This window comes from Aminobacter sp. 01T433, assembly GCF_056398585.1.
This window is the reverse complement of sequence record NZ_JBFTPR010000011.1, coordinates 43623-62926: the sequence shown is the minus strand read 5'-3', so window position 1 is coordinate 62926 and position 19304 is coordinate 43623. Positions and strand designations below refer to the sequence as shown.

At 61.6% G+C, this 19304-nt stretch carries 18 protein-coding genes and 1 tRNA gene; 5 read left to right on the top strand and 14 right to left on the bottom strand.

Annotation, left to right across the window (positions count from 1 at the left end; translation table 11 throughout):
- Positions 1–35 precede the first annotated feature (35 nt).
- The 3 genes from AC1DLV_RS19370 to AC1DLV_RS19360 all read left to right on the top strand — a co-directional run bounded on the left by AC1DLV_RS19370 (position 36) and on the right by AC1DLV_RS19360 (position 3218).
- On the top strand, positions 36–1115 hold the full coding sequence (locus AC1DLV_RS19370; protein WP_476801551.1) for an NAD/NADP octopine/nopaline dehydrogenase family protein: 1080 nt from the start codon (positions 36–38) through the stop codon (positions 1113–1115).
- A 470-nt stretch (positions 1116–1585) separates the two neighbouring features.
- Entirely contained in the window at positions 1586–2239 is a 654-nt protein-coding gene (locus AC1DLV_RS19365; protein WP_476801550.1) for a hypothetical protein, read from the top strand.
- Between the two features lie 310 nt (positions 2240–2549).
- Complete coding sequence (locus AC1DLV_RS19360) at positions 2550–3218, top strand: response regulator (protein ID WP_476801549.1); 669 nt, start codon at positions 2550–2552, stop codon at positions 3216–3218.
- Positions 3219–3255: 37 nt separating this feature from the next.
- On the opposite strand, the gene AC1DLV_RS19355 is transcribed toward AC1DLV_RS19360, so the two are convergent.
- The 12 genes from AC1DLV_RS19355 to AC1DLV_RS19300 all read right to left on the bottom strand — a co-directional run bounded on the left by AC1DLV_RS19355 (position 3256) and on the right by AC1DLV_RS19300 (position 15713).
- Positions 3256–4614: a sensor histidine kinase gene (locus tag AC1DLV_RS19355; protein WP_476801548.1), complete on the bottom strand. Its 1359-nt coding sequence runs from the start codon at positions 4612–4614 to the stop codon at positions 3256–3258.
- Positions 4615–4832: 218 nt separating this feature from the next.
- Positions 4833–5201: a hypothetical protein gene (locus tag AC1DLV_RS19350; RefSeq protein WP_476801547.1), complete on the bottom strand. Its 369-nt coding sequence runs from the start codon at positions 5199–5201 to the stop codon at positions 4833–4835.
- 1 nt (position 5202) lies between these two features.
- The gene (locus AC1DLV_RS19345; protein ID WP_476801546.1) at positions 5203–5844 is read right to left on the bottom strand and encodes a LuxR C-terminal-related transcriptional regulator; all 642 of its coding nucleotides are present in this window, start codon (positions 5842–5844) and stop codon (positions 5203–5205) included.
- A gap of 146 nt (positions 5845–5990) precedes the next feature.
- Entirely contained in the window at positions 5991–7562 is a 1572-nt protein-coding gene (locus tag AC1DLV_RS19340) for an FGGY-family carbohydrate kinase (protein ID WP_476801545.1), read from the bottom strand.
- Between the two features lie 160 nt (positions 7563–7722).
- On the bottom strand, positions 7723–9201 hold the full coding sequence (locus AC1DLV_RS19335; RefSeq protein ID WP_476801544.1) for a mannitol dehydrogenase family protein: 1479 nt from the start codon (positions 9199–9201) through the stop codon (positions 7723–7725).
- 179 nt (positions 9202–9380) lie between these two features.
- Positions 9381–10157 carry an L-iditol 2-dehydrogenase gene (locus AC1DLV_RS19330; protein WP_476801543.1) on the bottom strand — a complete coding sequence of 259 codons (777 nt, stop codon included), beginning with the start codon at positions 10155–10157 and terminating at the stop codon, positions 9381–9383.
- The gene (locus AC1DLV_RS19325) at positions 10154–11152 is read right to left on the bottom strand and encodes an ABC transporter ATP-binding protein (protein WP_476801542.1); all 999 of its coding nucleotides are present in this window, start codon (positions 11150–11152) and stop codon (positions 10154–10156) included. Before AC1DLV_RS19325 ends, AC1DLV_RS19330 begins: the two co-directional genes overlap by 4 nt.
- 21 nt (positions 11153–11173) lie before the next feature.
- Entirely contained in the window at positions 11174–11998 is an 825-nt protein-coding gene (locus AC1DLV_RS19320) for a carbohydrate ABC transporter permease (protein ID WP_476784587.1), read from the bottom strand.
- Positions 11999–12008: 10 nt separating this feature from the next.
- Positions 12009–12881 (bottom strand): carbohydrate ABC transporter permease, encoded by an 873-nt coding sequence (locus AC1DLV_RS19315; protein WP_476801541.1) that lies wholly within the window; start codon positions 12879–12881, stop codon positions 12009–12011.
- A gap of 89 nt (positions 12882–12970) precedes the next feature.
- Positions 12971–14281, bottom strand: coding sequence for an ABC transporter substrate-binding protein (locus AC1DLV_RS19310; protein ID WP_476801540.1), 1311 nt, complete (start codon positions 14279–14281; stop codon positions 12971–12973).
- A 235-nt stretch (positions 14282–14516) separates the two neighbouring features.
- Positions 14517–15467, bottom strand: a complete 951-nt coding sequence (locus tag AC1DLV_RS19305) for a sugar-binding transcriptional regulator (RefSeq protein WP_476836212.1) — start codon at positions 15465–15467, stop codon at positions 14517–14519.
- 169 nt (positions 15468–15636) lie between these two features.
- Positions 15637–15713: transfer RNA gene (locus AC1DLV_RS19300), tRNA-Met, on the bottom strand.
- A 383-nt stretch (positions 15714–16096) separates the two neighbouring features.
- On the opposite strand from AC1DLV_RS19300, the gene AC1DLV_RS19295 reads away from it, so the two are divergent.
- Positions 16097–17050 (top strand): Gfo/Idh/MocA family protein, encoded by a 954-nt coding sequence (locus AC1DLV_RS19295; protein WP_476801538.1) that lies wholly within the window; start codon positions 16097–16099, stop codon positions 17048–17050.
- Between the two features lie 48 nt (positions 17051–17098).
- Here AC1DLV_RS19295 and AC1DLV_RS19290 read toward each other — a convergent pair whose 3' ends face one another.
- A complete protein-coding gene (locus AC1DLV_RS19290) occupies positions 17099–17482 on the bottom strand; it encodes a YkvA family protein (RefSeq protein WP_476801537.1) in 384 nt (127 codons plus the stop codon).
- 11 nt (positions 17483–17493) lie between these two features.
- Entirely contained in the window at positions 17494–18684 is a 1191-nt protein-coding gene (mnmA, locus tag AC1DLV_RS19285) for a tRNA 2-thiouridine(34) synthase MnmA (protein ID WP_476801536.1), read from the bottom strand.
- A gap of 268 nt (positions 18685–18952) precedes the next feature.
- Between mnmA and sciP the strand changes: the two genes are divergently transcribed.
- Positions 18953–19228 carry a CtrA inhibitor SciP gene (sciP, locus tag AC1DLV_RS19280; protein ID WP_013529904.1) on the top strand — a complete coding sequence of 92 codons (276 nt, stop codon included), beginning with the start codon at positions 18953–18955 and terminating at the stop codon, positions 19226–19228.
- The last annotated feature ends 76 nt before the right edge of the window (positions 19229–19304 follow it).

The window sequence follows — 19304 nt, the reverse complement described above, 5'->3', positions numbered from 1 at the left end:
ACTGAAATGATATTGATCCAAAAAGGAATATTGGAATGCAGGTAGGTATTGTCGGCGCGGGTTCTATCGCCTTTGGAACGGCGGTGTTTCTCGAACAGCAGGGGCATCACGCGACGCTGTGGTCGCCATCGGGCGAGCGTACCAAGGCGCTGGCCAAGGGCGAGGCGTTGGTCGCCCAGGGTGCCGTCGAAGGCACCTTCCATCCTTCGGCCGCGGCCAGTGCCGAAGCGCTTGTCGCCGGTTCCGAGGCGATCGTGATCGCGCTGCCGGCCTATGGCCACAAGACCGTTCTCGACGCCATCGCGCCTTACATCAGGGCCGACCAGACGATCATCATCTCCTCGCATGCCTCTTTTGGCGCGCTCTACCTGTCGCGCCTGCTTGCGGCACGCGGCGTTGTCGCGCCGATCGTTGGCTGGGGCACGACAGTGGTGTCGGGTCGACAGCTCAGCCCGACGCTGGTCAACGTCAACACCGTGCGCAAGAAGGTCGATCTCGCCACCGTGCCGGCCTCGCGCAGTGCCGATGGCTTTGCTGTCTGCCAGACGCTGTTTGGCGACCGTTTCGTCGACCGGGGCAGCCTGATGGCGATCGCGCTGTCCAACCTCAACCCGCAGAACCACATGGGCATCGCGCTCGGCAACATGACGCGCATGGAGCGTGGCGAGACCTGGAGCCAGGGCCAGAACGTGACGCCGAATGTCGGCCGTCTGCTCGAAGACCTCGACCAGGAACGCATCGCCATCGCCACCAAGCTCGGCCTTGAGGTGCGCAACATCTTCCAGCACTTCCACCTGTCGTTCCACGTGCCGATGAGCTCGATCTCGCAGATGAACCAGGAGATGCACGAAGCCGGAAATGGCGGACAGGGCCCGACCACGGCCGACAGCCGCTATGTCACCGAAGACGTGCCGTTCGGCCTGGTCGCGACCGCCAAGATCGGTCGTCTCGCCGGCTACCCCGCCGAGCTGCACGAATCCGGCGTGCGCATCTTCTCGGCAATGTATGGCCGCGACTTCAATGCCGAAAACGACCTTCTTGCAGCACTGGACCTCGACTCGATGTCGCTGGAACAGCTCAACGGCCTGTGCCGTGACGGATTCGCGGCAGCTTAACCAAGCGCCCTGGCGCGGCGCTCCTGGCGGGCCGCCGCGCCAATTTCTTCGATGAAAGCCTTGCGATTGCGTTCTCGACGAGGGCGAGGCGGTAGGCCATTTCGAGGACCCCATATGCCCGTGTCGGACCAAGGTCCGGCTCCTCCCTCACAAAGTCCCGCTTTCTGCAGCATAGGTCGCGGGCCGGTTTCACCGCTGCTTTGCGTGCTGCACTTTCCGGGCGTCGTCGGATTGCCGATTCAGACTGAGCCGCAGGCAGTGGTCAGTTGGAAAGGCAGGCGTCGGGCGGCTTGGCAACGGCAGCCATGTTTCGGCTGTCTCAGGGCATCTATTGCCCATTCTTCACAGTTCATCGGGCGGGGTTTGTGCGCGTTGTCCTGACGCTGCGTGCAAGCCTTTTGCCATGAGAGGCTCGAGGCATCGGCGGGACTGCGCGCTTTCCTGATTTCTCATTTTGTGAGGGAAACGCGATGAGCCTTCTACTTCAAGCATTTTGTGCCGACGTTGTCTTGGCTACCCGCACGGTCTTGCGGTTCGTTCATTTCATAGGTTTGGCGCTTGGCCTGGGCGGCGCCACGGTGCTCGACCTGATGCTGATGCGGTTTTTTGTCAGCGAAAAGATCACGCCCGAAAAATGGATCGTGTTCAAGTTCGTCTCCAGATTGGTCAATGTCGGACTGCTTATCCTCTGGCTGACCGGACTTGGATTTCTCGTGCTTTACGCAATTTGCGAGCCGGTGAAGCTGACCAATGAAAAGATCTGGGCCAAGCTCGCCATAGTCTGGGTGCTAAGCGTCAACGGCGTCTTCATCCACGCTGTGGTGTTGCCGCGCATAGCAGAACAGGTCGGCAAGCCGCTGTTTTTGTCGATGAGCAATCGGCAGCGGCATGCCTTTTTGGCATCGGGAGCGATTTCGGTCGCCTCCTGGTACGTCCCGGTGGCGCTGGGGGCGCTGGTGCAGTTCAACTTCACCGTTCCCGCCTCGGCGATCCTACTGGCTTACCTGATCATTGTTTGCATCGCGATCGTCGCGGTCCAGCTTTCGGTTTATGCGCTTCCAACGATCAGCAGTTGGTGGCTGAACCGCAAAGGCTTGCGGCAAAGTCGCTTCCGCACGGCATGAGATCGCCGCGATGGTGCAGCACGCTTGGCTGCACCATTTCGGCTCAGGCAAGGGCACGTCTTTGTACCCCAAAAGGGGTAGTTTCACCCACTACCCTCCACCATTGTGCTTAGGCAACACGGTGAAGCTACCCAATACGGATAGGGTTTTCGGTCTAGTTTCGCCAAAGATTCCTGCCAGAAACGACCTTGATCGTGCCGGTGCCGTCGCCGAAACGCTGGTGGTTAACTAATTGCTAATACATCTGTTTACGCGAGGAGCCTACGCGCTTACACTACGTAAGCGGCGTAAGGGGTAGGGGTTTGCGTACATGACGATCTCCATCGCGTTGGTCGATGACCATCCGCTGTTGCTTTCTGGCGTTGCTCGAATGTTCGAAATGGAAGGCGACTTTGATGTCGTGGCATGCGGCGGGACGGCGGCTGATGCCATCGAAATTGTAGCTCGGCATCTGCCCAATGTTCTGATCCTTGATCTAAGCCTGCCCGGCGATGCCTTCGATGCCATCGCGGCAATCGCTTCCAGGTCGGAAAACACGAAAGTGGTGGCCTTCACCGCATCGACGGGCATTGAGGCGGCTGTCCGGGCGCTCGAAGCGGGCGCAAGTGGTTACATCCTCAAGGGCAGCAGTTCCGACGAGGTGCTGAGGGGCGTGCGCGCCGTCTATGGCGGCGAGGTCTACATCACGCAGGGTTTTGCCAGCAAAGTCATCTCAGCCTTGAGAAATGCGTCGCTGCGGAAAATCGCAGCGCAGGCGATCAAGCTCAGCATTCGCGAGGAGCAGATCATCCGTCTGCTGCTGAGGGGCCGAACCAACAAGGAAATCGCAGTCTCGCTCGGGATCAGCGAAAAGACGGTCAAGCACTACATGACCGTGCTGATGCAGAAGCTGCAGGCGCGAAACCGCCTTGAGGTGGTTATCGCCGCGCAAAAAATGGAAGCGGAGAGCCGGAGCGACCGGGAGCCGGCATTTCACTAACGCGTCGGACTCTTGCGCGCGTCCAGACGCACGGTGCTCAAGTCGTCGTCGATACCTTCAGGTCTACCGCGCTAGCTGGAAGGGCGGCCAGCGGGATTTCCACGAACAGTTCAGCGCCACGTGGTTGCCGGGGGCGCAGCTGAACCCGGCCACCGAACACTTCGACGCGGTTGCGTATGCCCTGAAGTCCGAGCGGATTGACCCGTCCTTGCGGATCGGTTCGCACCGCTAGCCCAGGTCCGGAATCCGAGACGATCACGGTTATGGACGTGTCGCTGGAGCGGGCTAAGACGTGCTGCTGTTGCGCTTCGCCATGGCGGAATGCATTGTTGAGCCCTTCTTGAATGACGCGGAAGAGACAGATCTTCAAGGAAGGATCTATCTGCTCCGGAAGCTCGTCAAACGTTGTCTCGACCATCGTTCCGGTCGCTTGTTCGTGGCGCGCGATGGCAAGGTTGAGCGTCTCTTCGAGACTGAGGCTCCCGATCTCGGGCAAAACCAGTCCGCCCGACAGGTCGCGAAGTTCAGACAAGATCTGCTTGGCCAATCCCTCGGCGCCAGTGTCGATGGGGCCTGTGTCTTGCGACGGCTGCGCTTGGGCCGATGTGCCGCGCATTTTGTAGGGCGACTGGCCGAGGCGCAATATCAGCAGGCTGAGCAGCTGCACGGGACCGTCGTGGAGGTCCGCGCCGATGCGATTGAGCAGGCGCTCGTTGGCCTGGCTGGCAGCTATTCGCAACTTGTCGGCCATGGCGCCGAGCGCACTGTTTTGTTCGGCGAGTTCCTGTGCATTGGCCAGCTGGCTGGCGAGCGTGTGCTGCTGGCACGTGATCAGCCTGTTTGCCCGTCTGACGATCAGGAACAGCAGCGCCATCATGGCCGCTGTGGTGAGCCCGACGACTGCCCATGCCTGGCGTTGCGCGCTCGCCAGGCTTTCCATGAAAGGGCCGGCTTCTTCGTAGAACTCGCCCACCGCGACAACCCCGGCTTCTTCGGTGCGGTAGATGGGGGCGTAGATTTCAAGCAGGGGGTAAGACCTGTTCACTCCGTCCTCGTCGTCGGGGTGCCTTTCAAGCTGCGCAACGATGGTGCCGGCAAAGGCGCTTTCGACATCGGCCGTCATCATCAACTTGCCTATGAGCGACTTTTCGGTGCTGTAGACCACTGTGCCGTCCTGGCGCCAGATCCTGGCTCCTTCGACCCTCTCCGAGAGATCCGTGCTTACGAGCATCCGATCCAGCTCTTGAATATGCGCTTCGGACATTTCCAGATTTTCGTTGAGATGACGGATGTGGGGGGCGAGGAACCCCTGCATATACAGGCTGGCGGATTCGGCCCGGCTGCGAACTTGCCCGGCCTCGATCTGGGAACTCAGCCATTGGCCGAGAATGGCCATCGAACCGCAAACGATCAGCGTTGCAACAGTCAGAAATTGCGCTGTCAGGCTAAGCCTGTGCCAGTAGCTGAAAGGGTCCTTGAGACGAGCCCAAAGCCCTATGCGCTCCTGGCCATCGGTCCCGCCAGCGGCCGGATCATTGGTCGCGTGTTCCCCTCCACCGAAAGTCAGTGGGCGGGGCGAGACCAAGGTGTCCCCATTTGATGAGACCTTGTTATCTACCAAGGCGTCCTTCCCGGCGAGAATATGGTGGTGCGAATTCCTGCGATCCTGACCGAAGCTGGTTTCTGAATTCCAAGCCCGGTCGACTGAACGAATACGAAAATGCTGGTTGCGCCGCGTTCATATGGCGCGAGGATCCCGTCGCATGTCCCCCAACAAACGAACGTCTCGCAGTAACGATCATGCCGACCAGCTTCAATGTCAACAAAGCCGACCTGGAGTTCATACTCACGAAGATCAAGATCGCCGAGGCGACGTCGGTAATACGGCGGCGCCGAAGTCGCCGATGTCGCGGTGACGGTGAAGGAGCTTGCCGAGCTCAAGGACAATCGGCTTTTGCCGGGCATGCCGGTCGAGGTCTTCATCTCAGCGGGCGCCTGCGCTCATTTCGTGCATGATCATCGCCGCCTCGGTCCGGTTGCGAACGCCCAGCTTGGCAAAGACCTTGGTCATGTGATGCTTGACCGTCTTTTCGTGCAGGCTCAGTCGCATGGCCACTTCCTTGTTGCTGAGCCCATTGCCGACGAGACGTAGGATCTGATCCTCGCGCCGGGTCAATCGATGCAGCAGATTGCTGCCACTGTCCTTGGCTATCCGCGACTCCAGATCGGCGACAAGCCGCGCGGAAAGCACCGGCGCCACATAGATTTCGCCACTGGCGATCCTGTGCAATATCTCGGCCAGCGATCGCGATCCGACACCTTTGAGAATGTAGCCGCGCACGCCAAGTTGCAGCGCTTCGACAAGATCGCTGATGGCTTCCGAAACCGTCAACAAAGCGACTTTGAGACCGGGCTGCTCGGCGAGGATGTCACGTGCGGCATTCATGCCGCCGCCAGGCATGCTGATATCCATCAGGATGATCTCTGGCTCTTCCTGGGCGAGCTTGCGGGCGTCGTTTGAGGACGCGCCTTCGCCGATGATTTCAAACCCGCCGATCTCGGTCAGGCTTCGCACGACGCCTTCGCGGAGGAGAGGGTGGTCGTCGACAACTGCGAGACGGATCATGACAGCGCTTGCTCCCTGTTTGACCCAGCCCAAGCCCAGCGATGGAACGCCCGTCAGGCGTTCCACATCATTTCAACCAATATGCGCGTCAGGTTGCGTGGGGAAGCGACTTAGGTCCCATCGAAATGGGAACAATGGACTCGAATCTAGCTGAGCTCGTCGAGCAATCGGCGCTGGCGGTGCATTTCGAGGAACACGCGATAATCGCGGTCGAAGCGCGGCTGAGCCGCTGGATTGGGTCGCCGAGCGCGGCCCTCCTGGCGCATCGCCGCACAAGCTTTGGTGAGGCTTGGATAGAGGCCGCTCGCGGCTGCCGCAGCCATTGCCGTGCCCAAAAGCACGGCGTCGCCGCCAATTGGCTCGACGACGGTGCAGCCCGTCGCGTCGGCATAGAGTTCCATCAGCAACGGATTGCGGGTGTGGCCGCCTGTGACATGCAGCGTGTCGATGCCGTAGCCATTGGCGTTGAGCGCGTCGAGCACGTGGCGAAGGCCAAGTGCTATCGCAACGGCCGTGCGCCAGTAGAGCCGGCACAGGCTGTCGAAGGAGGCATCCAGCGTCAACCCGCTGATCACGCCCAGCGCATGCGGATCGGCCAGCGGCGAGCGATTGCCGTGGAAATCGGGCAGCACATGCAGACGTCCGGCCAGATCGAGCCCTTCGACGCTGCGCAGTTGCATGATGCGTTCGGTGATGCGCTGGTGCATCGCAACGTCGGGCTCGCCGCCAGCACCATGCCAGCGGATGATGTGGTCAAGCAGGGCGCCTGTTGCCGACTGGCCACCTTCGCTCAGCCAAAGATCAGGCAGCGCCGCGCCGAAATACGGCCCCCATACGCCGGCAAAAGGGCGCGGTTCCGCTGACATGGCCATCACGCAGCTCGAGGTGCCGGCGATCAAGGCGAGATGGCGTTCGATCCCGGGCCGGCCGCCGATGACGCCAACTGCACCTGCAAATGCGTCGATCATGCCAGCGCCGACTCGGCAAGCAATCGTGAGCCCCAGCGCCGAGGCGGCAGCTGGCGTAAGCGGGCCGAGATCGGAGCCGACAGGACTTGCCCGCCCAGGCAATGCGGCATGCTCGAAGAGGTCGGCAAGGCCAACCGCTGCGAAGAAGTCGTGACGCCATGCTTCGCGCTCGTGGGCGAGATAGGTCCATTTGGCGGTCAGCGTGCATTGCGAGCGGGCGAGCGAGCCGCATGCCTTGTAAGTGAGGAAATCGGCAAGGTCGAAGAGCTGACCGGTGCGGGCCCAGCTTTCCGGCAGATGACGCTTGACCCACATCAGCTTGGGCGTCGCCATCTCCGGTGACATGACGCCGCCGACATAATCAAGCACGTCGTTGCGGGTCGCCGTGCATTCGTCGGCCTCCGCCAAGGCGCGATGGTCGAGCCAGACGATAGTGTCCCAGCGGTCCTCACCGCAGCCCGACACGCCAACCTGCTCGCCAGCCTTGCCCCTGAACACCGTCGAGCATGTCGCGTCGAAGCTGATGCCGGCAACGGCGCCCGGCTCAACGTCAGCGGTCGCGCGCGCAAGACGCACTGCCGCGCAGACCGCCTGCCAGATGTTTTCGGAATCGTGCTCGCATTGGCCCGATATCGAGCGGTTCATGGCGATGGGATGTTCGGCGCGGCCGAGCAGCTTGCCTGCGGGATCGAAAATGCCGGCGCGCGCGCTGCCCGTGCCCACGTCGACGGCACAAAGATAGGCCGCCATCAGGATGACAACGCCCTGCAAAGCCCGTGCCGACTGCTGCTGCCGGACGGAGTTGGTCGCAATTTCACCTGATGTAAAAGTGCGCAAATCAAAGCCATGACGCGCAGTCTATATGCGGGTCATTGGTAATTCCAGCGGTCAGCGGCAGCTTGGACTTGGCTCACAGACTGTCGCCGAGGTAACGCGTCAGCGTCTCTTTGGTCCCCAGCTTCCAAAGCGTATCGAGACTATGGCTGAAGGCCTTGCCGAAGATCGGCGACTTGCCGACCTCGCCGTAGATGTCTTCCATGGCGAGCCAGGTCTCGGGCACGCCTCGGGCTGCCTTTGCGGTTGCATGCAAGCGATCCCAGTTGGGGTCGTTTGGTTCGATCGCCGCGCCTGAATCGGTGGTCCCGAAGCAATAGCGAGCCCAGAGCGCGGATTCGAGCGCGAGGCCCGTTATGCCAGCTCCTGCTTTCAGCCGGTCGGCGATGGTCGGAATGATGAATTTCGGCTGCCTGTTGGAGCCGTCGAGGCACAGCCGGCGAACGGTGTCGCCAATCTTCGGATTGGAAAAGCGGCGTTCGATGAGCTGGCAATACTCTTCCAGAACGACACCCGGCACCGGCGGCACGGTCGGGATGATCTCCTCGCGCTCTAGCTTGGCGAGGAAGGCGCGCACCAGCGGATTGTCCATTGCCTCGTGGACGAAATGGATGTCCATCAGCCCTGCGGGATAGGCAATGGTGGCATGGCCGCCATTGAGGATTCTGATCTTCATCAGCTCGAAGGGGGCGACGTCATGGACGAATTGCACGCCGACCTTTTCCAGCGCCGGGCGCCCATCGGTGAAATGATCCTCCATCACCCATTGCTTGAACGGTTCGCAGAACACCGGCCAATTGTCGTCGACACCGAAATCGCTGCTCAGGATAGCGCGCTCGCGGTCGGTGGTGGCAGGCGTGATGCGGTCGACCATGCTGTTGGGAAAGGCGACGTTTTCGCTGACCCAGCCAGCCAGCGTTTCATCAACCAGCCGGGCAAGCCCGACCATCGCATCTGATGTGACGTGGCCGTTGCCCGGGATGTTGTCGCAAGACATGACGGTGAAGGGCACGATGCCGTCTTCGCGGCGCCGCATGAGACCGGCGAGGATGATGCCGAACACGGTCTTCGGCGTTGCGATATTTTCAGCGTCCGCCACAATTTCGAGATGAGCCGGATTGAACACCCCGGATGCCGGATCGATGAAATAGCCGCCTTCGGTGATGGTCAGCGAAACGATGCGGATCGCCGGATCGGCCAGTTGCTCGATGATGGCTGCGGCGTCGCCAGGCATCAGGAAATCGGTCATGACTGAGGTCACGCGGGCGCTCATATGGCCGCTGTCCTGCTCCACCACGGTCGTCAGCCAGTCCTGCTCGGCCAGTTTCGCGCGGCCGACCTTTTCGCCATCGAAGACGCCGGCGCCAACGATCGCCCAATCATGGCCCAGACCGGAATTGAACAGCTCGTCGAGATAGACGCCCTGGTGCGAGCGATGGAAATTGCCGACGCCGAAATGCACGATGCCGGCTGTGAGCGACGAGCGGTCGTAAGTGGGCCGCGCGACGTTTCCGGGAAGCTGGCCGAGATTCGCTTGGGAGAGTTTCACGGTCATGGTTCGACGCTTTCCTTTTTGCGGTTCAAGCGCAGATGTCTCCGACCCCTTCGCCCCGTTTAGGGGAGAAGCTGGCCCTAAGGGTCGGATGAGGAGCGGCACTGACCGTGGAGGTCGGTTCTGCCCCGCACCCGCCTGCCGGCATCCTCTCCCCGTGAACGGGGCGAGGAGCGCTGTCTTCAGCTCATCCAGTTGCCGCCATCGACGTTGTAGGTCTGGGCGATGATGTATTGGCTCTCCGGCCCGGCGAGGAAAATCGCCATTCCGACGAGGTCTTGCGCGGTCCCCATTCGCCCAAATGGGACGGCCTCGCCGACAAGGCGCTTCTTTTCGCCTCGGGGCAGGTTTTCGTATTCGGCGAACAGCTCGTCGACGTGGTCCCAATGTTCCCCATCGACGACGCCAGGGGCGATGGCGTTGACGTTGATGCCATGCTTGATCAGGTCGAGCCCGGCTGATTGGGTCAGGCTGATGACGGCGGCCTTGGTGGCGCAATAGACACCGACGAGCGCTTCGCCGCGCCGGCCGGCCTGGCTCGCCATGTTGATGATTTTTCCGCCCCGGCCAGCGGCGATCATCGAGCGGGCCGCGGCCTGCATGGTGAACAGCGTGCCGGCGACGTTGACGGCAAACAGTCTGTCGTAGCTCGCCTTCGAAATCTCGACGATGGGTGCGAGGTCAAACAGGGCGGCATTGTTGATCAAGATATCGATCCCGCCAGCCTTGGCTTCGACCGCTTTCACCGCTGCCTCGATCGAGGCCATGTCGGTGACATCGAGCTTGACCGCATAGGCCGACGCTCCGATCTCGGCGGCTGTCTTTTCGGCGGCCTCAAGATTGATGTCGCCGATGGCAACTGTCGCCCCTTCGCGGACATAAGCCTCGGCGAAGCTACGGCCGATGCCGCGCGCGGCACCTGTGATCAGTGCCGACTTGCCCTTGAGCCTGCCGCTCACATCGCCCTCCCGTCGGTGCCAAAGCGGTGGATCTTGGCCGGGCTGGGGGTGAGGTAGATCGTTTCGCCATGGCGCACGCCGATCTCGCCGTCGGCACGGACCGTCAGCGGGCCAACCTGGTCCGCCTGAACGTGAAGGAAGGTGTCGGAGCCGAGATGTTCGGCGACCCCGACTGTTGCCTTCCATTCGCCTGATGTGGTCGAGATGCCAAGATGCTCGGGCCTGACGCCGATGGTCGTCGCACCATGCTTGGCAGCGGCCGCACCGTTGATCAGGTTCATCTTGGGCGAACCGATGAAGCCGGCGACAAACAGGTTTTTGGGCGTCTTGTAGAGGTCCATCGGCGAGCCGACCTGCTCGATGTTGCCGGCATTCAGCACCACGATCTTGTCGGCCATGGTCATTGCCTCGACCTGGTCGTGGGTGACGTAGATCATCGTCGTCTTGAGCTGGTGGTGTAGCTCGCTGATTTCCAGGCGCATCGTGCCGCGCAGGGCGGCGTCCAGGTTGGACAGCGGCTCGTCGAACAGGAATGCCGAAGGCTGCCGCACGATGGCCCGGCCGATGGCGACGCGCTGGCGCTGGCCGCCCGAAAGCTGGCCTGGCCGGCGCTCGAGATAGTTGGTCAGGTTCAAGACGCGGGCCGCGTCCTTGACCTTCTTGTCGATGACGGCCGGGTCGTCGCCAGCCATCTTCAGCGGAAAGGCGATGTTCTTGTAAACGCTCATATGCGGGTAGAGCGCATAGGACTGGAACACCATCGCCAGGCGCCGCTTGGCGGGAGCCTCGCCGGTGACGTCGCGGCCGTCGATGTCGATGCTGCCGGAGGTCGTGTCCTCCAGGCCGGCGATCAGCCTGAGCAAGGTCGACTTGCCGCAGCCCGAAGGCCCGACGAAGACGACGAACTCGCCGTCCTCGATCTCCAGGTCGATATTGGGGATGATGACGGTCGCGCCGAAGGATTTCGACACTTTCTTGAGCTTGATGTTTCCCATGGTTTCCTCCCGCGGGTTCGACTACTTCACGGCGCCGAAAGTCAGGCCGCGGACGAGCTGGCGCTGGGAGAACCAGCCCATGATCAGGATCGGTGCGATGGCCAGTGTCGATGCCGCCGAAAGCTTCGCCCAAAACAGGCCTTGCGGACTGGAGAACGACGCGATGAAGGCGGTCAGCGGTGCGGCGTTGGTGGTGGTCAGGCGGATGGTCCAGAACGACTCGTTCCAGGCCAGGATGATGTTGAGCAGCATGGTCGAGGCGATGCCGGGTACCGCCATCGGCGTCAGCACGTAGACGATCTCACCCCACAGCGAGGCGCCATCCATGCGCGCGGCTTCAAGGATTTCGCCGGGGATTTCGCGGAAGTAGGTGTAGAGCATCCACACCACGATCGGCAGGTTGATCAGCATCAGCATGACGGTCAGGCCGATATGGGTGTCGAGAAGATGGGTGTCGCGGAAGATCAGGTAGATCGGCACCAACACGGCAACCGCCGGCATCATCTTGGTGGAGAGCATCCACATCAGGATGTCCTTGGTGCGCTTGGTCGGCGAAAACGCCATCGACCAGGCGGCAGGAATGGCAATCAGCAGCGCCAGGATCGTCGAACCGACTGCGATGATCACCGAGTTCAGGAAGAACTTGAAATAGTTGCTCTGTGCCTGGACCTCGGCATAGCTCTCCAGCGTGCCCGACGGGATCAGGCTGAAGCCGGCGATCGCCTCGGTCTCCGACTTGAAGCTGGTGATGATCGTATAAAGAATCGGAAAGAAGATCAGCAGGGCCACCACCCAGGCGGCCACGGTGAACCCGATCTTGCGATTGGTCGAGACTGCGCGTGCCATGGGTTGCTCCTCACTTGTCCAGGTTCTTGCCGACGGCGCGCATCAGGAAGAAGGCGACGATGTTGGCAAGGATGACCGCGATGATGCCGCCGGCCGATGCGCCGCCGACGTCGTAGCCAAGAAGTGCCGTGCGGTAGATCAGGAAGGGCAGGTTGGTCGAAGCGTAGCCCGGGCCGCCATTGGTGGTGACGAGGATCTCCGCATAGACACCGAGCAGGAAGATGGTCTGGATCAGGATGACCACCGTGATGGCGCGCGAGATATGCGGGATCGTCAGATAGATGAAGCGGCTGACAAAGCCCGCGCCGTCCATTTCGGCCGCCTCTTTCTGCTCGCCGTCGAGTGACTGGAGCGCGGTCAAAAGGATCAGCGTGGCAAATGGCAGCCACTGCCAGGCGACGATGATGATGATCGAAAACAGCGGGTATTGCGCGAACCAGTCGACTGGCTGGGCGCCGAAGAACCTGGCGATGTCGGCGAAGACGCCGTAGCCAGGGTGCATGATCATGTTCTTCCACACCAGTGCCGCCACCGGGGGCATGACGAAGAACGGCGAGATCACCAGGATGCGCACGATGCCCTGGCCAAACATCGGCTGGTCGAGCAGCAGCGCCAGCGCGATGCCGCCGATGACGGTGATCAGCAGCACGCCGACAACCAGGACCAGCGTGTTCCAGATCGACTGGAAGAAGGCCGGGTCGGTGTAGAAATACTTGTAATTAAAGAGGCCGGCGAAGCTGACATTGCCCGGATTGAGCAGATTGTAGTTCAGGAACGAAAACCACAGCGTCATCGCCAATGGCACGATCATCCAGATAAAGAGCAGGATCACCGACGGCGCCATCATGAAGCGCGCGAGCGTACGGGTCTGTCGAGTAGCCATGGCTGTCACCGCGTAAGATCAAAAGATGCTTCGAGCGGAAAGGGGCCGTCCGGACTGGGAGACCGGACGGCCAGGCACCGGGAGGATGCCTATTTGATGTAGCCGGCGCGGGTCATTTCGCGGAGCGAGGCGGTCTGTGCACCAGCCAGCGCGTCATCGACGCTCGACTGTCCGGCGAGTGCCGCCGAAAACAGCTGTCCAACCGTCGTTCCAAGACCCTGGAACTCGGGAATGGCGACAAACTGCACGCCGACATAAGGCACCGGCTTGACGGTGGGCTTGGTCGGGTCGGCCGAGTTGATCGAGTCCAGCGTCATTTTGGCGAAGGGGGCTGCCTTCTGGTACTCGGGGTTGGCGTAGAGCGAGCTGCGCGTTCCCGGAGGAACGTTGGCCCAGCCTTCCTTGGAAGCGACGAGGTCGAGGTACCCCTTGCTGGTCGCCCAGGAGACGAACTTTTCAGCCGCTTCTGCCTTCTGCGTGCCGGCTGGAATGCCGAGCGACCATGCCCACAGCCAGTTGCCGCGCTTGCCGAGACCATTGTCGGGCGCCAGCGCATAGCCAACCTTGTCGGCAACGGTGGAGTCCTTGGGGTTCGACACGAAGGAAGCCGCAACCGTGGCGTCGATCCACATGCCGCACTTGCCCTGCTGGAAAAGCGCCAGGTTTTCGTTGAAGCCGTTGGAAGACGCGCCAGAGGGGCCGGCGTCCTTCATCAGGTCGACATAGAACTGCAGCGTCTTTTTCCATTCGGGCTGGTCGAACTGCGGTTGCCATTTTTCGTCGAACCAGCGCGCGCCAAAGGAGTTCGACATGGCGGTCAGAAAGGCCATGTTCTCGCCCCATCCGGCCTTGCCGCGCAGGCAGATGCCGTTGATGTCATTGGCCCGGTCGGTCATCTTGCGGGCAGCGTCAGCGATGAATTCCCAGGTCGGCGCGTCGGGCATTTTGAGCCCGGCCTTCTCCATCAGGTCCTTGCGATACATGACAAACGAGCTCTCGCCATAGAAGGGTGCTGCGTAGAGCTTGCCGTCGGCGGACAGGCCGCCGGCGATGGCTGGAATGATGTCGGCGGTGTCATAGTCGGCGCCGAGCTTGTCGAGCGGCAGCAGCCAGCCCTGCTTGGCCCAGATCGGAACCTCATAGGTGCCGATGGTCATCACATCATATTGGCCGCCCTTGGTGGCGATGTCGGTGGTGACGCGCTCGCGCAGCACGTTCTCTTCGAGCGTGACCCATTCGAGCTGGATATCCGGATTTTTGGTGGTGAAGTCGTCCGTCAGCTTCTGCATGCGGACCATATCGCCATTGTTGACGGTGGCGATGGTGATTGTTTCGGCGTGAGCGGCAAAAGCAAGCGCACTCGCTCCGCACAAGCCCAGGAAGAGCGTGTTCAGTTTCATCGAATTCCTCCCAAAGACCAAGATGAGCATTTGCCTTGGCTGTGAGCAATTATTCACCCGAACTGATTTATGTCAAGCAGGAATCTGGGCGCTGCCAATCCGCGACTGCCCAAAACCACGCCAATTGCTCACGCCATGAACAATAGGGCGGTTCGAGCGGTCGCCCAGATGCGGACGCGCCATGCCTCAACGGCAGGCGGCTGCCTGTCGTTGCGCAGCGGGTTGGAGATTTAGCTCAGCTGGCCAGCAAGGCAGCGGCGGTGCGCTCATCGGTGATGAGGCCGTTGACGAGGCGGCGGGTGACCGCAGCCAGGATGCCCGGCAGCTTGCGTTCGCCCATGGCGAGCGCCACGACCAGCGAGCGTTCGCGTGAGGGCAGGGGTGCGGAAGCGACACGATCGTTGGTGATGCCGTCGATCAGCCTGCCGTCGCGGTCGAAGGCCCAGCCGACGATCTCACCGACCGCGCCTGCCTTCTGCAGCGCCTTGAGTTCGGCTTCGGTGATGAAGCCGTCCTCATAGAGCGGGGCCCTGGGGCCCATGTCGCCGACGCCGACAAAGGTGACGTCGGCTTGCGCTGCCAGCGCCAGCGTCGGCTGGATGAGCGGCTGGCTGTGCAGCATGCGGCGTTCGTCCGGCGACGAGGCAATGGCCGGCAAAGGCATGGGAAAACTGCGCGCCTTGATGGTGTCGGCCATGTTGAAGATGACATTGTAGAACGCTGCCGAGCCGTCGGGCGAGATGTTGCCGGTCAGCGAAACCACCTTGTGGTGGGGGCATTCCATCGGCGGCAGCTGCTCGATCGCCGCTTTCAGCGTGCGGCCTGTGCCGATTGCCATGACGATAGGCTCGGCCGAGCGCAGCCATTTCTCGATCTCGGTGGCTGCTGCCTGGGCGATACCGATGGTGGTCGACGACGAATCCGGATCGCTGGGCGTGACCTCGACAAGGTCGAGCGCAAAACGCGAGCGCAGCCGCGCGGCAAGGTCGAGGCAGTTGGCGATCGGATGGTCGACCCGGACCTTGATCAGTCCCTCCGACATGGCCAGCGAGACCAGGCGCTGTGCTGTCTGGCGCGAGACGCCAAGCTTGGTTGCGATCTGGTCCTGGGTGTTGCCCGCGACGTAATAGAGCCAGCCCGCGCGGGCAGCCTCATCAAGCCTTGCGTTTTCTGTCCGGGAACTCATGCGTCGCGCCTCATGCTCAGGCCTGGCAGTTTCGCAGGGTTTTCAGAAATGCGCAATTGCTCGCTGATGTGTCATTTGTTCGACATGGCGATTGGTGCGCACACGTCGAAATCGCGCATCGTCGAGCTACGAAACGCGGTGAACTGCTCACATGTCTTATTGGAAGAAGTGGTAGCGGGAAGTGGACTCGAACCACCGACCCCAGGATTATGATTCCCGTGCTCTAACCAACTGAGCTATCCCGCCAGGGTGGAGAAGGCTCGAAAAACTGTCTCGCAAGAGGCAGGCGTCGATGCGTTCGCCAAGGTCGGGCGGATATAATGTCTGGATGACGAACCTGTCAAGCAGTCACATCGGGCAATTCCGGATTATTCCCATGACGCTTCGTCAGGTGGTTGTTCAGCGTGTTGCTGGCGGGTTTTCACACGGCATTCCTGCAGCGCTGGAGCGCGCAAACGACGTTCGGCCATGACAGCGTTTTGGCCGCAGAGTTCGCTGCAAGCGAGCTTGGCTGTTGCGTGTATGCTCAAATGCATGCGCGCCAGGTGATTTTGGCGCAGGCTGCGGGGTTGAGTTCACAAGGCGCGGCCACTATGTCTGCCGACATAAATCCCCTTGGAAAGAGCCTGATGAAACCGCGTATTGCAGTCCTTGGATGCGGATATTGGGGCGGCAATCATATCCGCACCCTGAAGTCGCTTGGTGCCCTTCATGCCGTCTCCGACATCGACCCGGCTCGTGCCGAGCGCTTTGCCGCCGAGCAGGGCTGCCTGGCAGTAACCCCTGACGAACTCTTTGCCCGCGACGACATTGATGCCGTGGTCATGGCGCTGCCGCCGCAGTTTCACGCCGATTTTGCGATTCGTGCTGTCGAGGCCGGCAAGGACGTGCTGGTCGAAAAGCCGATCGCGCTGACCGTGCCCGACGCCGAACGCGCCGTGAAGGCCGCGCGCGACAATGGCCGCGTATTCATGACCGGTCACGTGCTGCGTTTCCACCCGGCCTTCGAAGGGCTCAAGGCGCTTGTCGACAAGGGCGAACTTGGAGAAATCGGCTACATCCATTCGCACCGTCTCGGCCTCGGCAAATTCCACGCCGAAAACGATGCGTTGTGGGATCTGGCACCGCATGATCTGTCGATGATCCTGGCGATCACCGGCACTTCTCCCATCGAGGTGCGTGGCGAGGGTGCTGCGGTGCTCGATCACCTTAGCGATTTCGCTCACCTGCACATGCGTTTCCCCAACGGTCTGCGCGGGCACTTGTTTGCGTCCAGGCTCAATCCCTATCGTGAGCGTCGGCTGACGGTGGTCGGAACCAAGGGCATGGCGGTGTTCGACGATGTCGAGCCGCAGGAGCGCAAGCTAGCCGTCTATCGCCACAATGTCTGGCAAGATGGCGGGCAGTGGACGTCGACCATGAACGAGCCGACTTACATTCCGCTCGAAAATGCCATGCCGCTGACGCGCGAGCTCGAGCATTTCATCCATTGCATCCAAACGCGGGAAGAGCCGCGCACTGGCGCTGAAGAAGCGCTCGGCGTGCTCAGGATTCTCACCGCGGGAACGGTCACGCACGATTGAGCTGAAAGGGGGGTAGGGCAATAGGGCTATTGCTGCTGCCCTGCTGCCTTATTCCCCTTGGGCTCGGCCCAGAAGCCACCAGCCGGCAAGGGCCAGGGCGGCAAGCCACACCACCACAACGAAGGCGAGGCCGGCCAGGCTCCGGGGCTTGGTGACAATTTCGGCCGCCTCGGCGCGGAAGCTGGCCATCAGTTCGGTCGGGATCATGCGGACAACCAGCCAGATGCCCAGAGGCACGATCAGAAGATCATCGAGATAGCCGAGAATGGGCACGAAATCGGGGATGAGGTCGAGCGGGCTCAATGCGTATGCAGCGACGCACGCGGCGGCTAACCGGGCGTACCAGGGCGTCAGCGGGCTGCGCGCGGCACGATAGAGCGCCACGACATCGCGCTTCAGGAGCCGCGCCCAGCGTTTGGCTGCTTCCATCATGGTGACAGTGATTACTCTGCAGCTATCGGTCCCGGCGTTGCGGCCAGCCGCGACAGCATCGCTTCGGCGTCGGCGTGGCGCTCGGAGCGCTCGATGAAGCCGCCGCCAAAGACGCGCGCTTCGTTGCCATCGTCGGAATAGAGCACGCAGGCCTGTCCCGGAGCGATGCCCGACTCGCCGTCGACCAGCTCGACCCATGTTGCGCCATCACGGTGGTGCAAGACGACAGGACGCGGCGGGCGCGACGAGCGTACCTTGGCGTAAAGCTCGAGCCCGCCAGCAGGCACGGCGGATAGCGCGTCGTCGCCGAGCCAGTTCATGCCACGCAGGAAGATCTTGTGCGTCTCCAGCGCCTCGCGCGGGCCGACGACGACACGCGCATGCTCGGCGTCGATATGCACGACATAAAGCGGCTCGCCCGAAGCGATGCCGATGCCGCGGCGCTGGCCGATGGTGTAGCGCAAGATGCCTTCATGGCGGCCGAGCACGCGGCCGTCGATATGGACAATATCGCCAGGATTAGCTGCCGATGGCCTGAGCTTGGCGATGATGTCGGAATATTTGCCCTGCGGCACAAAGCAGATGTCCTGGCTGTCCTGCTTGGCGGCGACCGTCAGGCCCATGCGCTCGGCGGCGGCGCGAACGTCGGGCTTGGACATGCCGCCCAAGGGAAAGCGCAGATAGTCGATCTGCTCTTGGGTCGTGGCGAACAAGAAATAGCTCTGGTCGCGGTCGGCGTCGACCGGCCGGTACAGCGACCGGTGGGCACCGTTCTGCTTGGAGCGGATATAGTGGCCGGTGGCGAGGGCGGCAGCGCCCAACTCACGTGCGGTGGCCAGCAGGTCGGCAAACTTGACAGTCTGGTTGCACGACACACAGGGGATCGGCGTCTCGCCCGCGACGTAGCTTTCGGCGAACGGGTCGATCACCGCCTTGCGGAACCGCTCCTCGTAGTCGAGCACGTAATGGGGAATGCCGAGCGTTTCGGACACGCGACGGGCGTCGGCGATGTCCTGGCCAGCACAGCAAGAGCCGGCGCGATGGGTCGCGGCACCATGGTCGTAGAGCTGAAGCGTGACGCCAACGACGTCATAACCCTCTTGTTTGAGCAGGCCCGCCACGACTGAAGAATCGACACCACCCGACATGGCAACAACCACGCGGGTGTCTTCGGGGCGTCCGGGCAGGTCCAGGCTATTCATCGGGATTGCGTTCCGCTGTCTTAGGGTCGGCTGCATGCCAATGGCTGCAATATAGGTCAAGCCTCTTCGCAGTGCCACCCGCACCGGGCCGATAGGCGTTTTTCGACGCGAAACCAGCCAACGGGGCAGATGGTTAAATTGCGGATTGAGAGTCTAACGTTCTGTTCACGTTCGTTACTTAGCTCTTAGTATTCGCTTAGGCAATTTTTAAAGCTGTGGCGCTAGTGTGGCAGGTGATTGGGTCTTTGAGTTTTTAGTAGAGAGTACGATGACCGATCTGGTTAGACCGCGTGTCAAATATGTTATCGGGCCGGACGGCAGCCCGCTTACGATTGCCGATCTGCCCCCGACCAACACGCGCCGGTGGGTCATCCGCCGAAAGGCGGAAGTGGTCGCAGCGGTCAGGGGAGGGCTGCTCAGTCTCGACGAAGCGTGCCAACGCTACAAGTTGACGACTGAGGAGTTCTTGTCCTGGCAGGCTTCCATTGACGAATACGGGCTTGCAGGCCTGCGCACCACGCGCATCCAGCAATACCGTCATTGACACCGGCCGTTGCGGCCAACCAATAAGAAAGGGTGCGGCTTGCCGCACCCTTTTCCATTTGGAGCTGGATTTCCCG